This is a genomic window from Streptomyces sp. VRA16 Mangrove soil, assembly GCF_017377775.1.
In the GTDB taxonomy this organism is placed as follows: Bacteria; Actinomycetota; Actinomycetes; order Streptomycetales; family Streptomycetaceae; genus Streptomyces.
In genome coordinates, this window is record NZ_JAFVLN010000002.1 from 430,670 (window position 1) to 453,574 (window position 22,905).

Annotated in this window: 19 protein-coding genes; 10 read left to right on the forward strand and 9 right to left on the reverse strand. The window is 70.6% G+C overall.

The annotated features are described in order from the left end of the window. Positions 1-22 precede the first annotated feature (22 nt). Positions 23-847, forward strand: coding sequence for a TetR family transcriptional regulator (locus J3486_RS07655; RefSeq protein ID WP_374194698.1), 825 nt, complete (start codon positions 23-25; stop codon positions 845-847). Positions 848-1,005: 158 nt separating this feature from the next. Here the strand turns inward: J3486_RS07655 and J3486_RS07660 are convergent, their stop codons facing one another. Continuing rightward, positions 1,006-1,641, reverse strand: a complete 636-nt coding sequence (locus tag J3486_RS07660) for a GNAT family N-acetyltransferase (RefSeq protein WP_207819360.1) — start codon at positions 1,639-1,641, stop codon at positions 1,006-1,008. A 563-nt stretch (positions 1,642-2,204) separates the two neighbouring features. Here J3486_RS07660 and ccrA point away from each other — a divergent pair. The 7 genes from ccrA (at position 2,205) to pssA (ending at position 9,989) form a co-directional block, all read left to right on the forward strand. Next, positions 2,205-3,542: a crotonyl-CoA carboxylase/reductase gene (gene ccrA / locus J3486_RS07665; protein WP_207819361.1), complete on the forward strand. Its 1,338-nt coding sequence runs from the start codon at positions 2,205-2,207 to the stop codon at positions 3,540-3,542. Positions 3,543-3,564: 22 nt separating this feature from the next. Further along, positions 3,565-5,613: a protein meaA gene (locus tag J3486_RS07670; protein ID WP_207819363.1), complete on the forward strand. Its 2,049-nt coding sequence runs from the start codon at positions 3,565-3,567 to the stop codon at positions 5,611-5,613. Beyond that, complete coding sequence (locus J3486_RS07675) at positions 5,610-6,575, forward strand: CoA ester lyase (RefSeq protein ID WP_207819365.1); 966 nt, start codon at positions 5,610-5,612, stop codon at positions 6,573-6,575. Before J3486_RS07670 ends, J3486_RS07675 begins: the two co-directional genes overlap by 4 nt. A gap of 3 nt (positions 6,576-6,578) precedes the next feature. Next, a complete protein-coding gene (locus J3486_RS07680; RefSeq protein ID WP_207819367.1) occupies positions 6,579-7,088 on the forward strand; it encodes a MaoC family dehydratase in 510 nt (169 codons plus the stop codon). Positions 7,089-7,090: 2 nt separating this feature from the next. Then, positions 7,091-8,296 carry an acyl-CoA dehydrogenase family protein gene (locus tag J3486_RS07685; RefSeq protein WP_207819368.1) on the forward strand — a complete coding sequence of 402 codons (1,206 nt, stop codon included), beginning with the start codon at positions 7,091-7,093 and terminating at the stop codon, positions 8,294-8,296. Between the two features lie 195 nt (positions 8,297-8,491). Next, complete coding sequence (locus J3486_RS07690; protein WP_078506431.1) at positions 8,492-9,148, forward strand: phosphatidylserine decarboxylase; 657 nt, start codon at positions 8,492-8,494, stop codon at positions 9,146-9,148. 22 nt (positions 9,149-9,170) lie between these two features. Next, positions 9,171-9,989: a CDP-diacylglycerol--serine O-phosphatidyltransferase gene (pssA, locus tag J3486_RS07695; RefSeq protein WP_207819710.1), complete on the forward strand. Its 819-nt coding sequence runs from the start codon at positions 9,171-9,173 to the stop codon at positions 9,987-9,989. A gap of 88 nt (positions 9,990-10,077) precedes the next feature. On the opposite strand, the gene J3486_RS07700 is transcribed toward pssA, so the two are convergent. The 6 genes from J3486_RS07700 to J3486_RS07725 form a co-directional block, all read right to left on the reverse strand. Further along, positions 10,078-11,832 (reverse strand): ABC transporter ATP-binding protein, encoded by a 1,755-nt coding sequence (locus J3486_RS07700; RefSeq protein WP_207819711.1) that lies wholly within the window; start codon positions 11,830-11,832, stop codon positions 10,078-10,080. Between the two features lie 215 nt (positions 11,833-12,047). Beyond that, on the reverse strand, positions 12,048-13,319 hold the full coding sequence (locus tag J3486_RS07705) for an ABC transporter substrate-binding protein (protein WP_207819369.1): 1,272 nt from the start codon (positions 13,317-13,319) through the stop codon (positions 12,048-12,050). Then, a complete protein-coding gene (locus J3486_RS07710; protein ID WP_207819370.1) occupies positions 13,316-14,422 on the reverse strand; it encodes a branched-chain amino acid ABC transporter permease in 1,107 nt (368 codons plus the stop codon). The genes J3486_RS07705 and J3486_RS07710 overlap by 4 nt, the downstream gene beginning before the upstream one ends. Beyond that, positions 14,415-15,305 carry a branched-chain amino acid ABC transporter permease gene (locus J3486_RS07715; protein ID WP_207819371.1) on the reverse strand — a complete coding sequence of 297 codons (891 nt, stop codon included), beginning with the start codon at positions 15,303-15,305 and terminating at the stop codon, positions 14,415-14,417. The genes J3486_RS07710 and J3486_RS07715 overlap by 8 nt, the downstream gene beginning before the upstream one ends. Further along, complete coding sequence (locus J3486_RS07720; protein ID WP_207819372.1) at positions 15,302-16,114, reverse strand: ABC transporter ATP-binding protein; 813 nt, start codon at positions 16,112-16,114, stop codon at positions 15,302-15,304. Before J3486_RS07720 ends, J3486_RS07715 begins: the two co-directional genes overlap by 4 nt. Next, positions 16,111-16,941: an ABC transporter ATP-binding protein gene (locus J3486_RS07725; protein ID WP_207819373.1), complete on the reverse strand. Its 831-nt coding sequence runs from the start codon at positions 16,939-16,941 to the stop codon at positions 16,111-16,113. Before J3486_RS07725 ends, J3486_RS07720 begins: the two co-directional genes overlap by 4 nt. A gap of 238 nt (positions 16,942-17,179) precedes the next feature. Between J3486_RS07725 and J3486_RS07730 the strand changes: the two genes are divergently transcribed. Beyond that, the gene (locus tag J3486_RS07730) at positions 17,180-18,382 is read left to right on the forward strand and encodes a CdaR family transcriptional regulator (RefSeq protein WP_207819374.1); all 1,203 of its coding nucleotides are present in this window, start codon (positions 17,180-17,182) and stop codon (positions 18,380-18,382) included. On the opposite strand, the gene J3486_RS07735 is transcribed toward J3486_RS07730, so the two are convergent. Further along, positions 18,371-19,090, reverse strand: a complete 720-nt coding sequence (locus tag J3486_RS07735; protein ID WP_207819376.1) for a class I SAM-dependent methyltransferase — start codon at positions 19,088-19,090, stop codon at positions 18,371-18,373. The two genes, J3486_RS07730 and J3486_RS07735, sit on opposite strands and share 12 nt — an antisense overlap. Positions 19,091-19,873: 783 nt before the next feature. Further along, on the reverse strand, positions 19,874-21,028 hold the full coding sequence (locus J3486_RS07740) for a glycerate kinase (RefSeq protein WP_207819377.1): 1,155 nt from the start codon (positions 21,026-21,028) through the stop codon (positions 19,874-19,876). A gap of 157 nt (positions 21,029-21,185) precedes the next feature. On the opposite strand from J3486_RS07740, the gene J3486_RS07745 reads away from it, so the two are divergent. Next, positions 21,186-22,889, forward strand: a complete 1,704-nt coding sequence (locus J3486_RS07745; protein ID WP_207819378.1) for a BCCT family transporter — start codon at positions 21,186-21,188, stop codon at positions 22,887-22,889. The last annotated feature ends 16 nt before the right edge of the window (positions 22,890-22,905 follow it).

Below are 22,905 nucleotides of genomic sequence, written 5' to 3' on the forward strand. Positions count from 1 at the left end.
GTACATGCAGTACGTTCGGGTCATGACCCCCGCTCACCAGGCCGACCAGACCTCCCGTACGCCCGCGAAGGCAGCCTCCGAGGCCCCCGAGAGCGCGGCGAGCAGCAGGGCCGCGGCCCAACGCCTCAAGATGCGCCGTGAGCTCGCGGCCGCGGCGATGGAGCTCTTCGCCACGAAGGGGTACGAGGCGACGACGGTCGACGAGATCGCCGCGACGGCCGGGGTCGCCCGGCGCACCTTCTTCCGGCACTTCCGCTCCAAGGAAGAGGCGATCTTCCCGGACCACGACGACACCCTGGTCCGCGCCGAGGCGGTGCTGAACGCGGCGCCGCCGCTTGAGCACCCGCTGGACACGGTCTGCCGCGGCATCAAGGAAGTCATGAAGATGTACGCGGCCTCGCCGTCGGTGTCGGTGGAGCGCTACCGGCTGACCCGTGAGGTGCCCACGCTGCGCGAGCGCGAGATCGCCTCGGTCGCCCGGTACGAGCGGCTGTTCACGCGCTATCTGCTCGGCCACTTCGACGAGCAGGCCCACCACGACGGAAACGACGACCCGCTGCTCGCCGAGGTCGCCGCGTCGGCCGTCGTGACCGCCCACAACCACGTGCTGCGGCGCTGGCTGCGGGCGGGCGGCCAGGGTGACCTGGAGACCCAGCTCGACCACGCCTTCGCGATCGTGCGGCGCACGTTCGGCACCGGCATCGGCGCGGGCCGCACGCCGGCCGTCCCCGCGGCTCCGGCCGCGCAGGTGGCGCACTCGGGCGAGGTGCTGGTGACGGTGGCCCGCACCGACGCGCCCCTGACCGAGGTCATGCGGACCATCGAAGAGGCGCTCAGGAACCGCTGACGGGGCGTTTCGCTCCAGGGCGGGTGTGTGGTTCCGGGTCAGCCGCCGCGCCGGCCGGGAGCGCGGCGATGAATCGCGCGGCCGGCCCGGTTCATCGCCGGCGCCCGTGCATTTCCCACCGTTGAAAGGGAGTTGGGGACGTCCGGGCTCCGCCCGCCTCACCCCCGGTACACACACTCCGCCAGCGTCGCGTGCTGGCGCCACCCGAGCTCCCGGTAGAGCGCCCGGCCGGCCGGCGTGGCCCCCAACACCCCGCGCACCGCGCCCAGTTCGACGGCCCGGTCGGCGAGCGCGCGCATCACGAACGCGCCGAGCCCGCGCCGCCGGTGCGCCTCCTGCGTCCTGATCCGGTCCACGACCGCATCCTCCCCGAGGAGCGCCAGCTGCCCCGCGGCCGCCGGCCCGCCCGCGGCGTGCCGCACCCGGACCCGTACGACGTCGCCCGCCCTCTCCACGTGCGCCGTGTACCCCGCGGGGGCGGTGGCCCCGGTGGCCGTCAGATCGACCGCCATCAAGTACCCGGTCTCGCTGCGGGCGACCTCCCAGCCCGGGGTGATCCAGGGCTCGACCTCGTCCGGCTCGGCGGGCATCTTCATCCAGGTCCGCGGCACGGTCACCGCCTCCGCCGCGGCACGCACCGCGGCCCGCGAGGCCTCCGGCAGCACATGGCGCCCGACTTCGGCGGGGTCGTCGGCGACCTCGATGTAGTACCCCCAGGGCCGCTCGGCGGGCGGCGGGGTCCCCCGCGACACCGCCCAGCCCGCCACCCAGGTCCTGACCATGTCGTCGACCATCGAACCTCCCGGTCATAGGCACCAGCCAGTAATAGGCACCAACCGGTAGAGAACATTACGTCGCGCATGGGACCCCGTCAGGAGAACTCCACTTCCCGCGCCGCAGCCGCATGGCACTGCGTGCCACGCCAGGCACCCTTCCGTCGCCGCGACCCATCCGCATCCGGACCCACGTGATCGATCATCGATCCCTTCAGGCGGCCGGAACCCGCCCCTGACCACGGATGATCGATCATCGCTCGCCTGAACCGTAAAGATTTCATCTGAGCGAAATCAATGGCACGCAGTGCCTTGTCAGCTGTCACGGTGTGCCATACGTTGAAGGAGTCCGGGCGGCCGGCGTGCAGAGAACTTCCGTACGCAGGCTGTCCCCACGAAGCACGACAGACGTGCCCCGTGCGCCCGGACGCCTGCGTCACAGGCAACCTTCCGCGCCACACCAAGCGCTGCCACAGCACCACCCGCCGAACCGACGGCACACCCTCACCAGCACCACCGCAGCCATAGCTCAGCCACACCCACGACCAGCGTTTCCCTCAACGCTCTTCGCCGGAGGCAACACCGTGAAGGACATCCTGGACGCGATTCAGTCGCAGACCGCCACGTCTGCCGACTTCGCCGCCCTGCCGATCCCCGACTCGTACCGCGCGATCACCGTGCACAAGGACGAGACGGAGATGTTCGAAGGGCTCACCACCCGCGAGAAGGACCCCCGCAAGTCGATCCACCTAGACGAGGTCCCGGTGCCGGAGCTGGGCCCCGGCGAGGCACTCGTCGCGGTCATGGCGTCCTCCGTGAACTACAACTCGGTGTGGACCTCGATCTTCGAGCCGCTCTCCACCTTCGGGTTCCTGGAGCGCTACGGCCGCACCAACGAGCTGGCCAAGCGCCACGACCTGCCGTACCACATCATCGGCTCCGACCTCGCGGGCGTCGTGCTGCGCACCGGCCCCGGCGTCAACGCCTGGCAGCCCGGCGACGAGGTCGTCGCGCACTGCCTGAGCGTCGAGCTGGAGTCCTCCGACGGCCACAACGACACGATGCTCGACCCCGAGCAGCGCATCTGGGGCTTCGAGACGAACTTCGGCGGTCTCGCCGAGATCGCACTCGTCAAGTCCAACCAGCTGATGCCCAAGCCCGACCACCTCAGCTGGGAGGAGGCAGCCGCTCCCGGCCTCGTGAACTCCACCGCGTACCGCCAGCTGGTGTCGAAGAACGGCGCCGGCATGAAGCAGGGCGACAACGTCCTGATCTGGGGCGCGAGCGGCGGACTCGGCTCGTACGCCACGCAGTTCGCCCTGGCCGGCGGCGCCAACCCGATCTGTGTCGTCTCCAGCGAGCAGAAGGCGGACATCTGCCGCTCGATGGGCGCCGAGGCGATCATCGACCGCAGCGCCGAGGGCTACAAGTTCTGGAAGGACGAGCAGACCCAGGACCCCAAGGAGTGGAAGCGCTTCGGCAAGCGCATCCGCGAGCTCACCGGCGGCGAGGACATCGACATCGTCTTCGAGCACCCCGGCCGCGAGACCTTCGGCGCCTCGGTGTTCGTGACCCGCAAGGGCGGCACCATCACCACCTGCGCCTCGACCTCGGGCTACATGCACGAGTACGACAACCGCTACCTGTGGATGTCCCTGAAGCGCATCATCGGCTCGCACTTCGCCAACTACCGCGAGGCGTGGGAGGCCAACCGCCTGATCGCCAAGGGCAAGATCCACCCGACGCTCTCGAAGGTCTACTCCCTGGAGGAGACCGGCCAGGCCGCCCACGACGTGCACCGCAACGCCCACCAGGGCAAGGTCGGCGTGCTCTGCCTCGCCCCCGAGGAGGGCCTCGGCGTGCGCGACCCGGAGAAGCGGGCGCAGCACATCGACGCCATCAACCGGTTCCGCAACATCTGAACTCCCGGGGGAGACAGATCTCATGACTGAGCGTCAGAAGGACCGGCCGTGGCTCATGCGCACGTACGCCGGCCATTCCACGGCGGAGGCGTCCAACGAGCTGTACCGCCGCAACCTCGCCAAGGGCCAGACGGGTCTGTCGGTCGCCTTCGACCTGCCGACCCAGACGGGGTACGACCCGGACCACATCCTCGCGCGGGGTGAGGTCGGCCGCGTGGGCGTCCCGGTGTCCCATCTCGGCGACATGCGGCGGCTGTTCCAGGACATCCCCCTGGAGCAGATGAACACCTCGATGACGATCAACGCCACCGCCATGTGGCTTCTGGCGCTCTATCAGGTCGTCGCGGAGGAGCAGGGCGTGGACATCGCCACGCTCCAGGGCACGACGCAGAACGACATCGTCAAGGAGTACCTGTCCCGGGGGACGCACGTCTTCCCGCCGGGCCCCTCGCTCCGGCTGACGACGGACATGATCGCCTACACGGTGTCCCACATCCCCAAGTGGAACCCGATCAACATCTGCTCGTACCACCTTCAGGAGGCGGGGGCCACTCCGGTCCAGGAGATCGCGTACGCGATGTCCACCGCCATCGCCGTTCTCGATGCCGTACGCGACTCAGGGCAGGTCCCCGCCGAGAAGTTCGGGGACGTCGTGGCCCGTATCTCCTTCTTTGTGAACGCGGGAGTCCGCTTCATCGAGGAGATGTGCAAGATGCGGGCGTTCGGGCGGATCTGGGACCAGATCACGCGCGAGCGGTACGGCATCGAGAACGCGAAGCAGCGCCGCTTCCGGTACGGCGTTCAGGTCAACTCGCTGGGCCTGACCGAGGCCCAGCCGGAGAACAACGTCCAGCGCATCGTCCTAGAAATGCTGGCCGTGACCCTCTCGAAGGACGCGCGCGCCCGCGCCGTCCAACTCCCGGCCTGGAACGAGGCGTTGGGCCTCCCCCGCCCCTGGGACCAGCAGTGGTCGCTGCGGATCCAGCAGGTTCTCGCCCACGAGAGCGACCTGCTGGAGTACGAGGACATCTTCGCGGGCTCGCACGTCATCGAGAAGAAGGTCGACGAGCTGGTCGCCGACTCGCTGGCCGAGATCGAGCGGATCCAGGAGATGGGCGGCGCGATGGCCGCCGTGGAGTCGGGCTACCTCAAGTCGCAGCTCGTCTCCTCGCACGCCGAGCGCCGGGCCCGGATCGAGGGCGGCGAGGAGAAGATCGTCGGCGTCAACATCTACGAGACGACCGAGCCGAACCCGCTCACCGCCGACCTGGACACCGCGATCATGACGGTGGACCACGGCGTCGAGGCGCGGGTGGTCTCCGCCATCGAGGAGTGGCGCACGACGCGTCAGGAGTCGACCGACCGCCAGGGCATGGGTGACCCGTTCCACTACCCGACCACCGGCCAGGCGCTGGAGCGCCTCAAGGAGGCCGCGGCGGGCACGGAGAACCTCATGGAGGCCACCCTGGAGTGCGCCCGGGCCGGCGTCACGACCGGCGAGTGGTCCGAGGCGCTGCGCGAGGTGTTCGGCGAGTTCCGGGCGCCCACGGGCGTCTCGTCGGCGCCGGTCGCGGTGACCGCGGAGGAGGGCACGCCGCTCGCCCTCGTCCGCGAGAAGGTCCGCCGCACCGGTGACGAGCTGGGCGGCAAGCTCCGCCTGCTGGTCGGCAAGCCGGGCCTGGACGGTCACTCGAACGGTGCCGAGCAGATCGCGGTCCGTGCCCGCGACGCCGGCTTCGAGGTGGTCTACCAGGGCATCCGGCTGACCCCTGACCAGATCGTGTCCGCCGCGCTCGCCGAGGACGTGCACTGCGTCGGCCTGTCGATCCTGTCCGGGTCGCACGCCGAGCTGGTGCCGGACGTGCTCACCCGGCTGCGCGAGGCGGGCGCCACCGACATCCCCGTGATCGTCGGGGGCATCATTCCGAATGCCGATGCCGAGGACCTGAAGCGGGCGGGTGTGGCCGCCGTCTTCACCCCCAAGGACTTCGGCATCACGGAGATCATCGGCCGTATCGTCGACGAGATCCGGAAAGCGAACAACCTCGACCTGTTGGAGGTCCCCGCATGACCAGCCCTGTCAACCGCCTTCGGCCGCGCCGCTCCTGCCTCGCGGTCCCCGGGTCGAACCCCCGCTTCCTGGAGAAGGCCCAGGGCCTCGCCGCCGACCAGGTCTTCCTCGACCTGGAGGACGCCTGCGCGCCGCTCGCCAAGCCGGAGGCCCGGCACACCATCGTCAAGTTCCTCAACGAGGGCGACTGGACGGGCAAGACGCGCGTCGTGCGGGTCAACGACTGGACGACCGAGTGGACCTACCGTGACGTCGTGACCGTCGTCGAGGGCGCCGGACAGAACCTCGACTGCATCATGCTGCCGAAGGTCCAGACGGCCGACCAGGTCGTCGCCCTGGACCTGCTGCTCACGCAGATCGAGAAGACGATGGGCTTCGAGGTCGGCAAGATCGGCATCGAGGCGCAGATCGAGAACGCCAAGGGCCTCAACAACGTCAACGCGATCGCGGAGGCCTCGCCCCGCACGGAGACGATCATCTTCGGCCCGGCCGACTTCATGGCCTCCATCAACATGAAGTCCCTGGTCGTCGGCGAGCAGCCGCCCGGCTACGGCGCCGACGCCTATCACTACATCCTGATGAAGATCCTGATGGCGGCCCGCGCCAACGACCTCCAGGCGATCGACGGCCCCTACCTGCAGATCAAGAACGTGGACGGCTTCCGCGAGGTCGCCGGCCGCGCCGCGGCGCTCGGCTTCGACGGCAAGTGGGTGCTGCACCCGGGCCAGGTCGACGCGGCCAACGAGGTCTTCTCGCCCTCGCAGGAGGACTTCGACCACGCCGAGCTGATCCTGGACGCGTACGAGTACTGCACGTCCGAGGCGGGCGGCAAGAAGGGCTCGGCGATGCTCGGCGACGAGATGATCGACGAGGCCTCGCGGAAGATGGCGCTCGTCATCTCCGGCAAGGGCCGGGCCGCCGGCATGCAGCGCACGTCGAAGTTCGAAGCCCCGGAGGCGTAAGACATGCAGTTCGGCCGCACCTACGAAGAGTTCACCGTCGGGGACGTCTACAAGCACTGGCCCGGCAAGACGGTCACCGAGTACGACGACCACCTCTTCTGTCTGCTCACCATGAACCACCACCCGCTCCACATGGACACGAACTATGCGGAGAAGACGACCGATTTCGGGAAGAACGTCGTCGTCGGGAACTACATCTACTCGCTCCTGCTCGGCATGTCCGTGCCGGACGTCTCCGGCAAGGCGATCGCCAACCTGGAGATCGAGTCCCTGCGTCACGTGGCGCCGACCTTCCACGGCGACACCCTCTACGGCGAGACGACGGTCCTCGACAAGACCCCGTCGAAGTCGAAGAGCGACCGCGGCATCGTCTACGTCGAGACCAAGGGCTACAAGCAGGACGGCACGCTCGTCTGCGTCTTCCGCCGCAAGGTGATGGTGCCCACCGAGACGTACATCAAGGAGCGCGGCGGCGAGCAGCCCGGCCGCCCGGAACTTCGGGAGAGCAAGTAACCATGAGCCGACTCGCCCAGACCCACGGCCTCAACGACGTGCAGCAGGAGATCCTGTCCACCGTCCGGGACTTCGTGGACAAGGAGATCATTCCCGTCGCGACCGAGCTGGAGCACCGCGACGAGTACCCGCAAGCGATCGTCGACGGGCTCAAGGAGCTGGGCCTGTTCGGCCTGATGATCCCCGAGGAGTACGGGGGTCTGGGCGAGTCGCTGCTCACGTACGCGCTGTGCGTGGAGGAGATAGCCCGCGGCTGGATGTCGGTCTCCGGCATCATCAACACCCACTTCATCGTGGCGTACATGCTCAAGCAGCACGGGACGCAGGAGCAGAAGGAGTACTTCCTTCCGCGGATGGCGCTCGGTGAGGTGCGCGGCGCCTTCTCGATGTCGGAGCCGGGCCTCGGCTCCGATGTGTCGGCGATCACGTCGAAGGCGGTCAGGGACGGCGACGAGTACGTCCTGAACGGCCAGAAGATGTGGCTGACCAACGGCGGCACGTCAACGCTTGTGGCGGTTCTCACGCGAAGTGACGAAGGTCATCCCGAAGGCACTGCCCCGCACAAGTCCATGACGACCTTCCTCGTGGAGAAGGAGCCGGGATTCGGCGAGGTCCGTCCCGGTCTGACCATCCCCGGGAAGATCGACAAGATGGGATACAAGGGCGTCGACACGACCGAACTCGTCATGGACAACCTGCGTATTCCGGCCAATCGTGTGCTGGGCGGCAGCACCGGCCGAGGGTTTTACCAAATGATGGACGGTGTCGAAGTCGGGCGCGTGAATGTGGCCGCACGTGGTTGCGGCGTCGCGCAGCGTGCATTTGAGCTGGGTGTCGCTTACGCCCAGCAACGACACACTTTCGGAAAGCCCATCGCCCAGCACCAGGCGATCCAGTTCAAGCTGGCCGAGATGGCTACCAAGGTCGAGGCCGCCCATGCGATGATGGTGAACGCAGCACGCAAAAAGGACTCCGGGGAACGAAACGACCTCGAAGCAGGAATGGCCAAGTACCTGGCCTCCGAATACTGCAAAGAAGTCGTGGAGGACGCGTTCCGGATTCATGGCGGCTACGGGTTCTCGAAGGAGTACGAGATCGAGCGCCTCTACCGCGAGGCACCCATGCTGCTGATCGGCGAAGGTACCGCCGAGATCCAGAAAATGATCATTGGACGCCGACTGCTCGAGGAGTATCGCTTCCAGGGCTGAGCCTGTCCGAACTGTTCGCTTTCGGGGTGTTTTCTTCGCGAAGAAGATCACACCCCGTAGGCACTCTTCGGCCGAAGCTCACAGCTCGATGTCGCTTCCTGGCTTGCCCAGTTGTGGCTCGCAACCGATAGCATCCCGGGAAAAGCCGCCGTCCCCCCGTAACCAGCGCGGCCTCATCCGCTACGAAGGTCATCCATGCCCCACAGCCAAACCTCTGCACCACGCGACGGCTTCCTCGGTGGTCGCCTTGCGCGCGGAGCATCGCCGTGGCTTCTTCCGACCGTCGCCACGGCCGCACTGAGCCTGGCGCGCTCGCGTCGTTCCAAGAAGGCAGCAGCACTCGCCGTCCCGACCACCGCTCTGGCGGCCGGCATGTTGTGGTTCTTCCGGGACCCCGAGCGCGAGATCGCCCCCGGCCGGGTCATCTCCCCGGCCGACGGTGTGGTGCAGAGCATCATGCCGTGGAAGGACGGTCGTACCCGTGTCGCGATCTTCATGAGCCCGCTGAACGTGCACGTGAACCGCGCTCCCCTCGCGGGCACCGTGACGTCCGTCGAGCACATCCCCGGTGGTTTCGTTCCCGCCTTCAACAAGGAGAGCGAGAACAACGAGCGGGTGGTCTGGCACTTCGACACCGAGCTCGGTGACATCGAGATGATCCAGATCGCCGGCGCAGTCGCCCGCCGCATCGTGCCGTACATCCCCCAGGGCACGAAGGTCGAGCAGGGCGAGCGCATCGGGCTCATCCGCTTCGGGTCGCGCGTCGACATCTACCTCCCCGAAGGGGTCGAGGTCGACGTCGAGGTCGGCCAGAAGACGACGGCGGGGGTGACTCGCATTGACCGTGACTGACCCCGAGACCCAGGCGGGCTGGGTGCCCGAGACGGACGCGGCGGACGACGCGGAGGAGATGCCGCTCTCACTGCGCCTGTCGATAGCGGACACCCTGACGCTCGGTAACGCGACGTGCGGCTTCATGGCCGTCTACTTCACGACCACCGGCATCCTGATCCCGCACATCCAGGGCAGCAACGACTCCGGCATGGCGCGGCACTCCGCCGCGACCGCCGTGATCCTGATGCTGGCCGCCGCGATCTTCGACCTGTTCGACGGTCTGGTGGCCCGCAAGCTGCGGTCGTCGCCGATGGGCGCGGAGCTGGACAACCTCTCCGACCTGATCAGCTTCGGCCTGGCGCCCGCGTACTTCGTGCTCGTGTACGGCATGGTCGCCGACGACGCCCACCAGAGAGTGGCGGCGGTCGGCGCGATCGTCGTGCTGCTGGCGGTGGTGCTGCGGCTCGCGCGGTTCTCGTGCGTGACGGTGAAGGACGGCACCTTCCAGGGCATGCCGTCGCCGTTCGGCGCGCTGACGGTCGTCTCGATCGTGCTCCTGGAGCTGCCCTTCGTGGCCACCCTCCTGGCGATCCTGGGCACCGCGTGGCTGATGGTCAGCCGCGTCGAGTACCCGAAGCCGCGCGGCCGCCTCGCCGTCGCGATGCTGTCGTGGATCGTGCTGAGCATGGGTCTGCTGGCGGCCTGGGCGTTCGACGCCCCCGGCGGCCAGCTGCTGCTCCAGACGGGCTGTGCGCTGCAGCTGGTCCTCGGCGCGGTCATCCCGCTGTTCGCCACGGCTCGCCGGGTGAACAACTTCCGGGACAACCGGCGCGAGGCGCGAGCGGCGCAGCTGCCGTAGCCCGGCAGGGAACGCGTGGGCGGTGGGCCCGAACCGATCCGGTTCGGGCCCACCGCCTTTTCGTGCGCCGGCTGGTCCCGGCCGTCCGTCAGGCCGCTTCCTGCAAGAAGCCTCCCGACTGGTGCTGCCAGAGCTTGGCGTACGTTCCCGAGGCCTCCAGGAGCTCGGTGTGGCTGCCCTGCTCGACGATCCGGCCGTGGTCCAGGACGATCAGCTGGTCCATGCCCGCCACGGTGCTCAGCCGGTGGGCGACGACGAGGGCCGTGCGGCCCTCCATGAGCCGCCACAGCGCCTCCTGCACCAGCAGCTCGCTCTCCGAGTCGAGCGCGCTCGTCGCCTCGTCCAGGAGCAGGATCGGGGCGTCCCGCAGGATCGCGCGGGCCAGCGCGACCCGCTGCCGCTGGCCGCCGGAGAGCTTGATGCCGCGCTCCCCGACCATGGTGTCGAAGCCGTCCGGCAGCGCGTCCGCGAAGTCCGCGACATGTGCCGCCTCCGCCGCCCGCCGGATCTCGGCGTCGGTGGCGCCGGGCCGGGCGAAGGCGATGTTCTCGCGCAGGCTGCGGTGGAACATGGCCGGGTCCTGGGGCACGTACGCGATCAGGGACCGCAGGTCGCGCTGGCTCAGCCGGGAGATGTCCTGGCCGCCGATCAGGATCCGGCCGCCGTCGATGTCCATCATCCGCAGCAGCAGCCGGGTGAGGGTGGTCTTGCCGCCTCCCGAGCGGCCCACGAGACCGATCCGGGTGCCGCCGGGCACGGCCAGGTCGAGGCCCGTGAACAGCGGCTCGGGGGCGCCCGCGTGCGCGTACGAGACATGCTCGAAGCGGACGTCGGCGGGCGAGGGCCTGAGCGGCTCGGGCTCGGGCGGGTCGACCACCTTCGGCTTGTCGTGCAGCAGCTCCGTGAACTGCGCCGCCTCCGTCATGGAGCTTTCGAGACGGCGGTAGATCTGGTTGAACTCGAACATGATCCGGGTCGCGTTGGTGAAGTACGTGAACGCGACGACGATCGCCTCGACGCTGTGCCCGCCGCCGGAGAGGGCGACGGCGAGGAGCAGTCCGAGGGCGTTGGTGGCCACGGACAGCGGGGCGACGAGGGTGTCGACGCGCAGGTTGCCGTAGTCCCACGACTTCAGCAGCTGACGGCGGGCGGTCGCGACCCGCGCCCGGTGCTCGGCGGCCTCGCGGTCCTCCGCGGCGAAGGCGCGGACCGTCTCCATGTTCATCAGGCTGTCGGCGACATGGCCCGACATCCGGGCGAACGCCGCCTCGCGCTGGTTGACCAGCTTCTGGCGGCGGCGGATCAGCGGCCGCACGCAGATCCCGGTGATCACGATCATCGCCAGGAGGACCACGACGAGCAGCGGCTCGTAGCGCCAGAGGATCACCGATCCGAAGATGATCGGCACCATGCTGGCCATGATGTTGAAGATCAGGACGTCCGCGAACTCCTCGAAGCGCTGGGCGAAGCTCAGGACGCGCTTGGTGAGGGAGCCGGCGAAGTTGTCGTGGAAGAACGTGGCGTCCTTCGCGTACAGCTCGTCCATGCCGATGACGTACAGGTTCTCGATGGCCCGTGATTCGAGCCGGTTGATGCAGTGGAAGCCGATGCGCCACAGCACTTCCGCGGCGAGCAGTACGCCGGCGAAGCCGAGGACGTAGGGGAGCATGGCGTCGAAGGTGCGCTCGCCGCCGTCGGCGAGGTCGCCGATCAGCTTGGCGACGACGAGGGGTGCGAGGTAGTTGAGGCAGATGTTGCCGAGCGCGGGCAGCAGCAGCGCGGGCGCCGCGAGCAAGCGCGCCCGGCGCAGTTCGCGTCCGTAGTAGCGCAGTGCGAGAAGCACCGAACCCCGGCTCGGCGGCGCCTCGTGCAAGTCGGTCAATCCGATCCCGTCCCTTGGGTGTTGGGGCGTGTCGAGCCCCCGGCACGGTGGGCCGGGGGCTAGGCAGTGTCCCGTGACGGGAACGGGCGGGTCCACGTGTTTTCGGGGTGAACGGAACCTTTCGGCCGAAGGGTTCTACGGGTGCCTCCGGCGTCCGCCGGAGTGCGCCGAGGGCATCAACCGGCGGACTCCGCATAGGACTTGGCCTCGGGTGCCTCGCCGGGTTCGCGGACCACCTTCATGCCGCCGACCGCGCTCTTGTCGGGCTGCAGGATCACCGATTCGTGGGAGGACGGGGCCTTGGGGTCGCTGAAGTTCTGCGCGACGCCGAAGCCGTTGTCGAAGGAGGTCAGGGTGAGCAGCGCCTTGTCGACGCCGTCGCGGGTCAGGTCCTTGTTCTCGCACGCCTTCTTCAGGGCCTCGCCGAAGACGGACGCGGCGGTCCAGCCGGCCACGACCCCGTTGTCGAGGGAGTCCTTCGGGTACGCCTTCCGGTAGTCGGCGACCAGCTTCTTGGCCTGCGCGGTGTCGGCGCCGATGGGCAGCGAGGGTGAGGCGACCCAGTAGTTCTTCATCAGGGCCGGGCCCGCCTGCGTGGCGAGGAGCTGGGGCGCGAACGCGGAGTTGTTGCCGATGACGGGCACGTCGAGCCCGGCCGCGGCGGCGACACCGACGAGAGAGGCGGCCTGGCGGGGGCCCGCGCTGATCACGATGCCCTTGACGCCGGCCTTCTTCAGGGCGGCGACCTGCGCGGTCATGTCGTTGTCGGTCGGCTTGATCTTCTGCTCGACGACGGTGAGCCCGGCCTTGTCCGCGATGAACTTCGAGCCCTTGAGGGCGTTCTCGCCGTAGTCGCCCTCGAAGTAGACGTGGCCGAGCTTGTCGCCCTTCTTCAGGCCCTTCTCCTTCATCAGGAAGTCGACGGCGTTGATGGTCTCGTAGTCGTACGTCGATCCGATGACGCGGACGTACTGGTTGCCGAGGAGGTTCGCCGACCACGCCTGCGGCAGCACGAGCGCCTTGTCCTGGCCGATGCGCTGCTCGACGGCGGCGACGAACGGCGAGCCGATGAACTGGGTGAAGCCGAGCACCTTCGGCGACAGTTCGGTGTAGCCGGCGACGGCCTTCTGCGGGTCGTAGCCGTGGTCGCGGACGGTCAGCCGGAGCTTGTAGCCGCAGATGCCGCCCTTGGCGTTGATCTGCTTCACGTACAGCTGCTGGGCCTGGGTGACGCTCTTGCCGAGGGTGGCGTAGACGCCGGTCATGTCGGTGAGGACGCCGAGGTCGATCGTCTTGCCGGAGATGCCCTGGCCGGTCTTCACCCCGCCCGCGCTCTGCCGGTCGCCTTCGTCGTCGCTCTTCGCCTTGGAGCTGCAGGCTGCGGTCAGCGCGAGCAGCACGGCCACGCCGCCTGCCGTGAGCGCTCGGGTACGGATGCGGGCGGTCATGCTTCCTCCTGAGGGTGGTTGCGGGTGCGCCGGGCGGCGATCCGCACGAGGCCGCCGGGCAGGAAGAGGACCACTGCCACGACGGCGGCGCCGTAGAGGTAGCGGGCCGCCTCGCCGGGGGCGATGCCGCCGGTGCCGGGGGCCGAGACGAGGGGCAGGGCGTCGCTGTAGCGGGTGAGGATCTGGGGCAGCAGCGAGACGAACGCGGCGCCGACGACCGCGCCCGCGACGGAGCCGAGACCGCCGATGACGATCATGGCGAGGTATTCGAGGGAGAGGGTCATGCCGAAGTAGTCGGGGACCGTGCGCTGGAAGACGAGGGCGAGCAGTACTCCGGCCAGCCCCGCGTACATGGACGAGAGCACGAAGACGGCTCCCCGGTAGCGGGCGACGGGCACGCCGAGGACGCCGGCGGCGATCCGGTGGTCGCGGATGGCGTTCATGGCGCGGCCCGGGCGGCCGCGCAGCACCCCGCGGGCGAACAGGCCGCAGACGAGGGTGAGGACGAGTCCGAGGTACCAGAGCTTTTCGGCGGAGCCGAACGGCACCCCGGCGACGGTCAGTTCGCTCTCGTCGAAGGGCAGTCCGAAGAGGTTCAGGACGGGGACGTCACGGCCGTTGGCGCCGCCGGTGAGGTCCTCGGCGTTGAACAGCACGTGCTGCCCGATGAAGATCAGCGCGAGGGTGGCGATGCCGAGGTACGCGCCTTGGAGGCGTCCCGCGATGGGGCTGAACAGACCGCCCGCGATCCCCGCGAGGAGCACGGCGAGCACGGCGGCGAGCCAGGCGGGGAGGCCGAGTCCGTCGACGGCCTGGCCCTTCTGCCCCGCGAGGACGCAGTAGCCGTAGGCGCCGACGGCGAGGAAGAAGGCGTGGCCCATGGAGAGCTGGCCGGTGGCGCCGGTGAGGAGGTTGAGGCCGATGGCGCCGATCGCGGCGGCCATCGCGAACAGGCCCGCCTGGAGCCAGAACCGGTCGAGGTAGAACGGCAGGGCGAGCAGGAGGACGGCGAACACCCCGGTGACGTAGGTGCGGCGGCGGGTGAGGAACGTACGGGTGGTGGGGGCGGGCGTGGTGCGGGCCGGGGCGAGCGTGTCAGACACGGGCGAGCTCCTTCGTGCCGAAGAGTCCGGAGGGCCGCAGGAGCAGGATCACGGTCATCACGAGGTAGGGGGCGAGGTCGCCCAACCCGCGTCCCATGAAGGCGAGTTCGCTCTGGTAGCCGGTGGCGAGGGACTCGGTGACGCCGACGATCAGTCCGCCGACGAGCGCGCCGGTCGTGGAGTCGAGTCCGCCGAGGATGGCGGCGGGGAAGGCCTTCAGAGCGGCGAGGGAGGTGGCGCGTTCGAGGCCGGGCGTCGGGAAGACGGTGAGGAACAGCGCGGCGACCGCGGCGAGCCCGCCGGCCACGGCCCAGGCGCCGAGCGAGACCCGTCCCAGGCGTACGCCCATCAGCGCGGCCGTCTCGCGTTTCTCGGCGGCGGCCCGCATCGCGACGCCCCAGGACGTGTAGCGGAAGGTGAGCAGGAAGGCCGTGATGAGCAGGGCCGCGGTCACGAACGCGGCGATGCGGGTGTGCGCGATGGAGACGCCGCCGATCGTGAGCACGGCGTCGCCCCACGGGTCGCCCATGGTGAGCACGTCGGTGCCCAGGCGGCGGGTGAGTTCGGTGGTGAGCAGGATGTCGACGCCGATGGTGACGATGGCGAGGACGCTGGGGTCGTGGCCGCGGTAGCGCCGCATGACGAAGAACTCGACGGCCGCGCCGACGACCGCGGCGGCGGCGATGCCGACGCCGAGCGCGGGCCAGAAGCCGATGTCGTCGTGGAGCGAGGCGGTGACGTAGCCGCCCGCGAGGAGCAGCGAGGCGTGCGCGAAGTTCACGACCTCGGTGGCGCGGAAGATGACGACGAAGCCGAGGGCGATGAGGGCGTAGACGGAGCCCATCGAGACGCCGTTGAGGAGGAGTTCGAGGAAGGTGCTCATGCGGTGGCCTCTTCGTTCGTGTCATCCGGGTCGGGGGTGCCGAGATACGCCTGGATGACGGCCGGGTCGTTCTGCACGGCGGCCGGCGGTCCCCCGGCGATGCGCCGCCCGAAGTCGAGGACGGTGACCTCGTCGGCGAGCCGCATGACGACGCCCATGTCGTGCTCGACCATGACGATGGAGATGCCGAGGCTGTCGCGGACACCGGCGATCACCGCGGCAGTGCGGCGGCGTTCGTCGGCGGTCATCCCGGCGACGGGCTCGTCGAGCAGCAGCACGCTCGGCTCCATGCACAGGGCGCGGGCGAGCTCGGCGAGTTTCTGGGCGCCGTACGACAACGCCCCGGTGGGCGTGGCCAGTTGGTCGCCGATGCCGACGAATTCGGCGATCTCCTCGACCCGTCGGCGGTGCGCGCGCTCCTCGCGGGCGGCGGACGGCAGCCGCAGTCCGGCGGCGACGAACCCGGCACGGGTCAGCCGGTGGCGGCCGAGGAGCAGGCTGTCGGCGACCGTCGTACGGGGCGGCAGCGCGAGGTTCTGGAAGGTGCGGGCGACGCCGAGCGCGGCGATCCGGTGCGGGGCCAGGCCGGTGAGTTCGGTGTCACCGAGGTGGACGGTGCCGGAGGTGGCCCGGTAGACGCCGGACAGCACGTTGAAGGTGGTGGACTTACCGGCGCCGTTGGGTCCGATGACGGCGTGCACGGTGCCGGGTTCGACGGTGAGGCTGACGCCGTCGAGGGCGGTGAGCCCGGCGAAGCGGACGGTCAAGTCCCGGACGCGCAACGGGAGTACGGATACGGCGGCGCTCACTTCGCACCTCCCCAGCGGGTCAGTGCCGGTGCCTGCCGGGCGCCGCCGGACGCGTCGGCGGCGGCCGTCTCGTCGACGACGCCGAGGTAGCGGCGGCGGACCTCGTCGGAGCCGGCCAGTTCATCGGCGGGGCCGTGCAGGGCGATCTCGCCGACCTCCATGACGTAGGCGTACGAGGCGAGGCGCAGGGCGAGGGCCGCGTTCTGCTCGACGAGCAGGACGGAGACGCCCTGGGCGTTGATCTCGGTGACGGTGTCGGCGATGCGGGCCGCCATGAGCGGGGCGAGGCCCAGCGACGGCTCGTCGAGGAGCAGCAGTTTCGGCTCCGCCATGAGCGCGCGGCCGACCGCGAGCATCTGTTGTTCGCCGCCGGAGAGCAGGCCGGCGCGCTGGTGCGCGCGGTCGGCGAGGACGGGGAAGAGGTCGTGGACGCGGCGCAGCGCCGCCGCCTTCCGTGCGCGGGAGCCGGTCGAGCCGAGGGCGCCCGCGCGCAGGTTGTCGGCGACGGTCATCCGCGCGAACACCTGCCGCCCCTCGGGGACCTGGCAGAGGCCGGCGGCCACGATCCGGTCGGGGGTGAGCCCGCTGATCCGCCGCCCGCCGAACCTCACCTCCCCGGACGTCACGGCTCCGCCGTGGAAGCCGAGGGTGCGGGAGACGGCGCGCAGGAGGGTGGACTTGCCCGCTCCGTTGCCGCCGAGCACGGCGACGACGGCGCCCTGCTCCACGTGCACGCTGACGCCCCGCAGGGCGCGTACGGGTCCGTAGCCGACGGATATGTCGTCGACGGCGAGCCCGGTTTCTTCTGCGTCGGTCGCATCGGTCACTGTGTGTGCCCTTCCCTGGACCGGTACGGGACCGGTGGCGCTCACGACAGCACCGTGCGGACGGCCCGTCCACGGACTGCCGGGGAATCGCTGCGCGGGCCCAGCGCCCGCCCGCCCCCGTTGTGCGCGCGCACAAGACCCCGTGTCAGGGGCCTGCCGGGGACGCCTCCCGGATGGCATCCTCCGCAGCAGCGAACGAGTCCTTTGCCGTCGCTTTACGGGCCGTTGGGGAGGGACGATGGGCGGGCGCAAACATCGCACAGGACAGGACTGGAAGCTGCTCAGGGAGGCGTGCACCACGCTGCTCGACCGGGTGCCCGAACTCGTCGACGAGCATCTGCGGCAGCTGTTCGCGTACTCGGACGTGTACGCGCGGGTCCTGCCGTACGACGCCCAGTGGCGGGAGGCCGAGGAGGCCATGCGGATCGGTGTCGAGACGATCACGGCTCCCCGGGACGCGCCGCGCCGGGATCTGGCGTACGCGGAGGAGGCCGGCCGGCGCCGGGCGGGCCAGGGCCTGCCGCTGGATCTGCTCGTGCACGCGTACCGCAACGCGGGCTATCTGGTGTGGGACGCGCTGATGGAGAGCGCCGGGGGCGAGCCCGAGCGGCTGAAGGCCCTGATGCGGTCGGCGACGATGGTGTGGGCGGCGGTGGACGCGCAGGCGGAGGCGGCGTCGGAGGCGTACCGGGCGACGGAGCTGGAGCTGCGCCGCCGTACCGACGAGCAGATGCAGGCGCTGCTCGACGCGCTCCTCGAGGGCCGGCCGGCGCCCGGGCTCGCGGCCCGCGCCGCGGCGGGGCTCGATCTGCCCGAGCACGGCCCGTACGCGGTCGTGGTGCTGCGGGTGGAGCGGCGGGACGCCCGGGAGGCGTTCCACCGGCGGGTCCAGGACCCGGACTTCCGGTTCGTGTGGCGGATGCGGGCCGACTGCGAGGTGGGGGTGGTGGCGCTGGGCGCGGGCCGGGCGCTGGACGACGTGGCGGCCCTGCTCGACGGGCGGTGCCCGGGTCCTGGCGGGCTCAGCCCGGTGGTGCGCGGACTCGCCGAGCTGGGTCACGCCCGCCGGCTCGCCGAACTCGCCCTGCGCACCTGCCCGCCGGACGCGACGGGTGTCGTCCGCCTCGACGAGCGGATGCCGACGGCCCTGGTCGTCAGCCAGCCGGACCTCGCCCAGCGCCTGGTCTCCGGGGTCTTCGGCGAGCTCCTCACCCTCGAACCGGCCGACCGCGCCGTGCTGTTGGAGACGCTGGAGGCGTGGCTGGCCTGCGAGGGTTCGGCGGGCCGGGCGGCGGGGCGCCTCTACTGTCACCGCAACACGGTCTTCAACCGGCTGCGCAGGCTGGAGCAGTTGACGGCGCGGTCGCTGTCGCGGCCCCGGGACCTGATGGAGATGACGCTGGCGCTGGACGCGTACCGGCTGTCGTCGTCAGTGGGCTGACCGCCGGAACAGAGCGGTGAGCAGGAACGCCTTCCCGAACGTCGGGGAGTCCGCGTCCTGTTCGGCCATCGGCCGGATCTCGACCGGGTCGAGATCCTGGAAGAGGTGGCGCAGTTCGGCGTCGGTGAACGCGAGCCCGCCCTCAAGTCCGGTCCCCGCGTCGTAGACGTCGGCGTCCGGACGCTCGGACCCCATCTCGCCCGCCGCGAAGCAGGTGAGGCCGAAGTGGCCGCCCGGGGCGAGGAGCCGGTCGAGCAGGGCCAGATAGCTGACGCGGCGGTGCGGCGGGAGGTGGTGCAGACACCCCGAGTCGTAGATCAAGTCGTAGCTGCCGTGCGGGAGCCGCACGTCGAAGATGCTGTTCCGGTGGAAGCGCACGGCGATCCCCGCGGCGGCCGCGCGCTCCTCGCCCCAGGCGAGGGCGGTGGCCGACAGGTCGACGGCGTCGACATCGTGCCCGAGCGCGGCGAGGTGCACGGCGTTGCGGCCGGGACCGCAGCCCAGGTCGAGCACGCGGGCCCCTGCCGGGATCAGGCCCTTGTCGAGGTGGGCGGTGAGGTTCTCGTCGGGCTTGTCGACGAAGAACGGGACGCCGCGGTCCCGGTCCGCGTAGAAGCGGTCCCACCAGTCGCCGGGCCGCGCGTCGGCGGCGATGATCCGGTCGAGGAGGTTCAGGACGTCTTCGGTGGTTCTGACAGTGCGGTTCAACTGGGCTCCCCTGCCTGGTTGTTAGCAGGTTCCAGTTTACGTGCGACGTGCTGTTCGCGCAGGTCAGAGGGGTTCCGGCGCGGGCCGTGAAGGGGGCGCCCGGCGCGTGCGGGCGGTTCGGGCGGAGCGGGGGTCGAGCGGGGCGGGAAGTGGCGTGCGAGGGGCTTCGACGGGGCGTGGTGGGGCGTTCTGGGCGGGGGCGCGGGGGGTTGATCGCGCGGGTGCGCCGGTTCGCCGGTTCGCCGGTTCGCCGGTTCGCCGGTTCGCCGGTTCGCCGGTTCGCCGCGGAGGATTCGGTCGTGCGAGTGCGCCGACTCGCCGCGCAGGGCCCGGTCGTGCGGGCGGGCGCGGGTTCGCCGCGGAGGATTCGGTCGTGCGAGTGCGCCGACTCGCCGCGCAGGGCTCGGTCGTGCGGGCGGGTGCGGGTTCCCCGCGCAGGGCTCGGTCGTGTGGGCGGGTACGGGTTCGCCGCGCAGGGTTCAGTCGTGCGAGTGCGCCGACTCGCCGCGCAGGGCCCGGTCGTGTGGGCGGGTGCGGGTTCGGTGGGGGCTGGTCGTGCCCCGCGGCGGAGCCGCTGATGGACACCGCCCCGCGCCCCTGGGATGCGCGCCTTCGGTGCGGCGTCTCAGGGGCGGCCCGGCGGGAAGGCTGCGCGCAGCGCATGCCTTCAGGGGCGCGGGGCCGCATCGCTGTGCGGCTCCGCCGCGTGGGCGCGACCGGCCACGACGAGAGCCGCACCCGCCCACTCGAACCATCGGGGCTACGGCGAGACCGCGCGCCGGGTCACACCAGGAAGTCCCCGGCGATCCGCTCTGCCACGTCCTCCAGGATCGGGCCCGCCTCGGCGATGCAGCGCGCCACATCGGGCTCGATCTCCGTAAGGGGGTACGCGCGACGGATCCCGGCCCGCCCGAGCGCCTCCGGCGCCAGGGCCAGCCGGCCGCAGACCGCGACGACCTCGATCCCCGCGGCGCGCGCCGCGGCGGCGACCCCGGCCGGGGCCTTGCCGTGCAGGGTCTGCTCGTCGAGCGATCCCTCACCGGTGATCACCAGCGTGGCCCTGGCGAGCGCGGGCGCGAACCCGAGGACGTCGAGCATGACCTCGATCCCGGGCCGGAAGCTCGCGCCGAGACCGACGAGCGCCCCGTACCCGATACCGCCGGCGGCACCCGCTCCGGGCGACTCGGCGTACTCCAGCGCCTTCGCCCCGATGGACTGCGACAGCACCTTCGCGTAGTGCCCGAGCGCGGCGTCCAGTTCGGCGACGTCCTCGGGCGAGGCCCCCTTCTGCGGGCCGTACACGGCGGGCGCGCCCTTCGGCCCGGTCAGCGGGTTGTCGACGTCGCTGGCGAGGACGATCTCCACGTCTGCGAGGCGCGGGTCGAGCCCGGAGAGGTCGGCGCAGGCGAGCGCGGCGAGCGCCCCGCCGCCGGGGCCGACCGGCGCCCCGTCCGCGTCCAGGAACCGGGCGCCGAGCGCGGCCAGCATGCCCGCGCCGCCGTCCGTCGTGGCGCTGCCGCCGACACCGAAGACGATGGAGCGCGCGCCCGCGTCGAGCGCTGCCGCGATGACCTCGCCCGAGCCGTACGTCGTCGAGGTCAGCGGCGCGAACGCGCCCTCGGGCAGCAACTGGAGCCCGGACGCCTCCGCCATCTCGACCACGGCCGTGCCGTCGCGCAGCGCCCACGCCGCGGTGACCGGCTCGCCGACGGGCCCGGTGACCCGGGCCTCGCGCCGCTCGAACCCGGCCGCGACCGCCGCCGCGACGGTGCCGTCGCCGCCGTCCGCGACCGGTACGGCCTCGATGGTCACGTCGTCCGGCGCCACCCGGCGAAGACCTGCCGTCACACGCTGTGCGACCTGCACCGCGGTGAGCGAGCCCTTGAACTTGTCCGCCGCGATCAACACGTGCCGCGCGGCCTGTGCAGCGTCCGCCACCTTGCTCTCCCCTTGCTGTTCGGGCCTTGCTCGCGTCAAGGCAGTCGCGCCGCTGCGACCATAACCGCAGGAGGGGGCCCCTGCCCATGGTCGTCCGGTCGGCGGGACGGCGCGCCCGTCGCTTATATCCGGCTATTACCGGCCATAGTGGGGCGTCATGAGCACGGAAACGATCGATCAGCCGACCCCCGAGCCCCCGCCTCAGGACTCCGGCGGTGACGCGGACGCCCCCGACCTCACCGTCGTCGGCATCGGCGTCGTCGTGGTCCTCGCGGTGGTCGCCTGGGCCTCACTCGGCAAGGACTCCTTCGATCGCGCCTCGGACACCGCCCTGAACTGGGTCCTGGACAACTTCGCCTGGCTGTTCGTGGTCGCCGCCGATGTCTTCCTCGTCCTGTGCCTGGTGCTGGCGGTCAGCCGGTTCGGCCGGATCAGGCTCGGCCGCGACGACGACGAGCCGGAGTTCACCAACCTCGCCTGGATCGCGATGATGTTCAGCGCGGGCATGGGCATCGGCCTGATGTTCTACGGGGTCGGGGAACCGCTCACCCACTACCTCGACCCGCCCCCGGCGAGCGGCGCCCAGCCGCGCACGGGCGGCGCGGCGCTGGTGGCGATGGAGTACTCCTTCTTCCACTGGACGCTCACCCCGTGGGCGATCTACGGCATCGCCGGCCTCGCCCTCGCGTACGCCGGCTTCCGCAAGGGCCGCGGCAACCGGCTGAGTTCGGTGTTCGTGCCGCTCATCGGCGAGCGCAGGGCGCAGGGCTGGCCGGGCCGGATCATCGACCTCCTCGCGGTGTTCGCGACCGTGTTCGGCACGGCGACGAGCCTGGGCGTGGGCGCGCTCCAGGTGGCCACGGGCCTGAACCTGACGACGGGCGCCGCCAACACGACCACGCTCCAGCTGGTCATCATCGTCGCGCTGGGCGCCGCCTTCGTCTGCTCCGCCTTCTCCGGGCTGCACAAGGGCGTGAAGTGGCTGAGCACCCTGAACATCGTGCTCGCGGCCTGCCTGATGGTGTTCGTCTTCGTGCTGGGTCCGACGGTGTACATCCTCGACGCGATCCCGGCGAGCGTCGGCGGCTATCTGCACGAGCTGCTGCCGATGGCGTCGCGCACGGGCGCGTTCACCGACCCGGAGTGGCTGGGCGCGTGGACGATCTTCTACTGGGCGTGGTGGCTGTCCTGGGCGCCGTTCGTGGGCACGTTCATCGCGCGGATCTCGCGCGGCCGCCGGATCCGGGAGTTCCTGGTCGGGGTGCTGCTGGTGCCGAGCGGGGCGACGGTGGTCTGGTTCTGCGTGATGGGCGGCACCGGCATCCGCCTCGACTTCACCGGCAAGGTCGACATGGCGGCGAAGGTGCACGAGGGCGCGGAGGCGTCGCTGTTCGCGATGCTGGACGCGCTGCCGCTCGGCACGATCACGTCGTGGGTGGCGATGATCCTGGTGATGACGTACTTCGTCACGAGCGCCGACTCGGCGTCCCTGGTGATGGGTTCGCTCACCAGCCGGGGCGCGCTGCACCCGCGGACCTGGCTGGTCGTGACGTGGGGTGTGCTGATGGCGGCGGTCGCGGCGGTGCTGCTCGTGGCGGGCGGCCTGGACTCGCTGCAGAGCGCGACGATCCTGGTCGCCCTGCCCTTCGTCGTGGTGATGCTGGCCCTGTGCTGGGCGCTGTTGAAGGAGCTGCGCGAGGACCCGGGGGCGGGCCCGGCTCGCGGGCACGCGCTGCACGGGCTGCGGGACGCGGTACGGACGATGGTCGGGGACGCGATCACCGAGCAGGCCCCGGGCGCCGCACGCCATCACCGGCTGCACCGCCGCGCGGCCAAGTCCCGCAATCAGGACGACAGTTGATGTCGGGAAACGGGTA

Bases quoted from the DNA above. Each gene is read 5' to 3' on its own strand.
- J3486_RS07655 (WP_374194698.1), top strand. From the start codon at position 23: ATGACCCCCGCTCACCAGGCCGACCAGACCTCCCGTACGCCCGCGAAG.
- J3486_RS07660 (WP_207819360.1), bottom strand. From the start codon at position 1,641: ATGGTCGACGACATGGTCAGGACCTGGGTGGCGGGCTGGGCGGTGTCG.
- J3486_RS07670 (WP_207819363.1), top strand. From the start codon at position 3,565: ATGACTGAGCGTCAGAAGGACCGGCCGTGGCTCATGCGCACGTACGCC.
- J3486_RS07675 (WP_207819365.1), top strand. From the start codon at position 5,610: ATGACCAGCCCTGTCAACCGCCTTCGGCCGCGCCGCTCCTGCCTCGCG.
- J3486_RS07680 (WP_207819367.1), top strand. From the start codon at position 6,579: ATGCAGTTCGGCCGCACCTACGAAGAGTTCACCGTCGGGGACGTCTAC.
- J3486_RS07685 (WP_207819368.1), top strand. From the start codon at position 7,091: ATGAGCCGACTCGCCCAGACCCACGGCCTCAACGACGTGCAGCAGGAG.
- J3486_RS07690 (WP_078506431.1), top strand. From the start codon at position 8,492: ATGCCCCACAGCCAAACCTCTGCACCACGCGACGGCTTCCTCGGTGGT.
- J3486_RS07705 (WP_207819369.1), bottom strand. From the start codon at position 13,319: ATGACCGCCCGCATCCGTACCCGAGCGCTCACGGCAGGCGGCGTGGCC.
- J3486_RS07715 (WP_207819371.1), bottom strand. From the start codon at position 15,305: ATGAGCACCTTCCTCGAACTCCTCCTCAACGGCGTCTCGATGGGCTCC.
- J3486_RS07730 (WP_207819374.1), top strand. From the start codon at position 17,180: ATGGGCGGGCGCAAACATCGCACAGGACAGGACTGGAAGCTGCTCAGG.
- J3486_RS07745 (WP_207819378.1), top strand. From the start codon at position 21,186: ATGAGCACGGAAACGATCGATCAGCCGACCCCCGAGCCCCCGCCTCAG.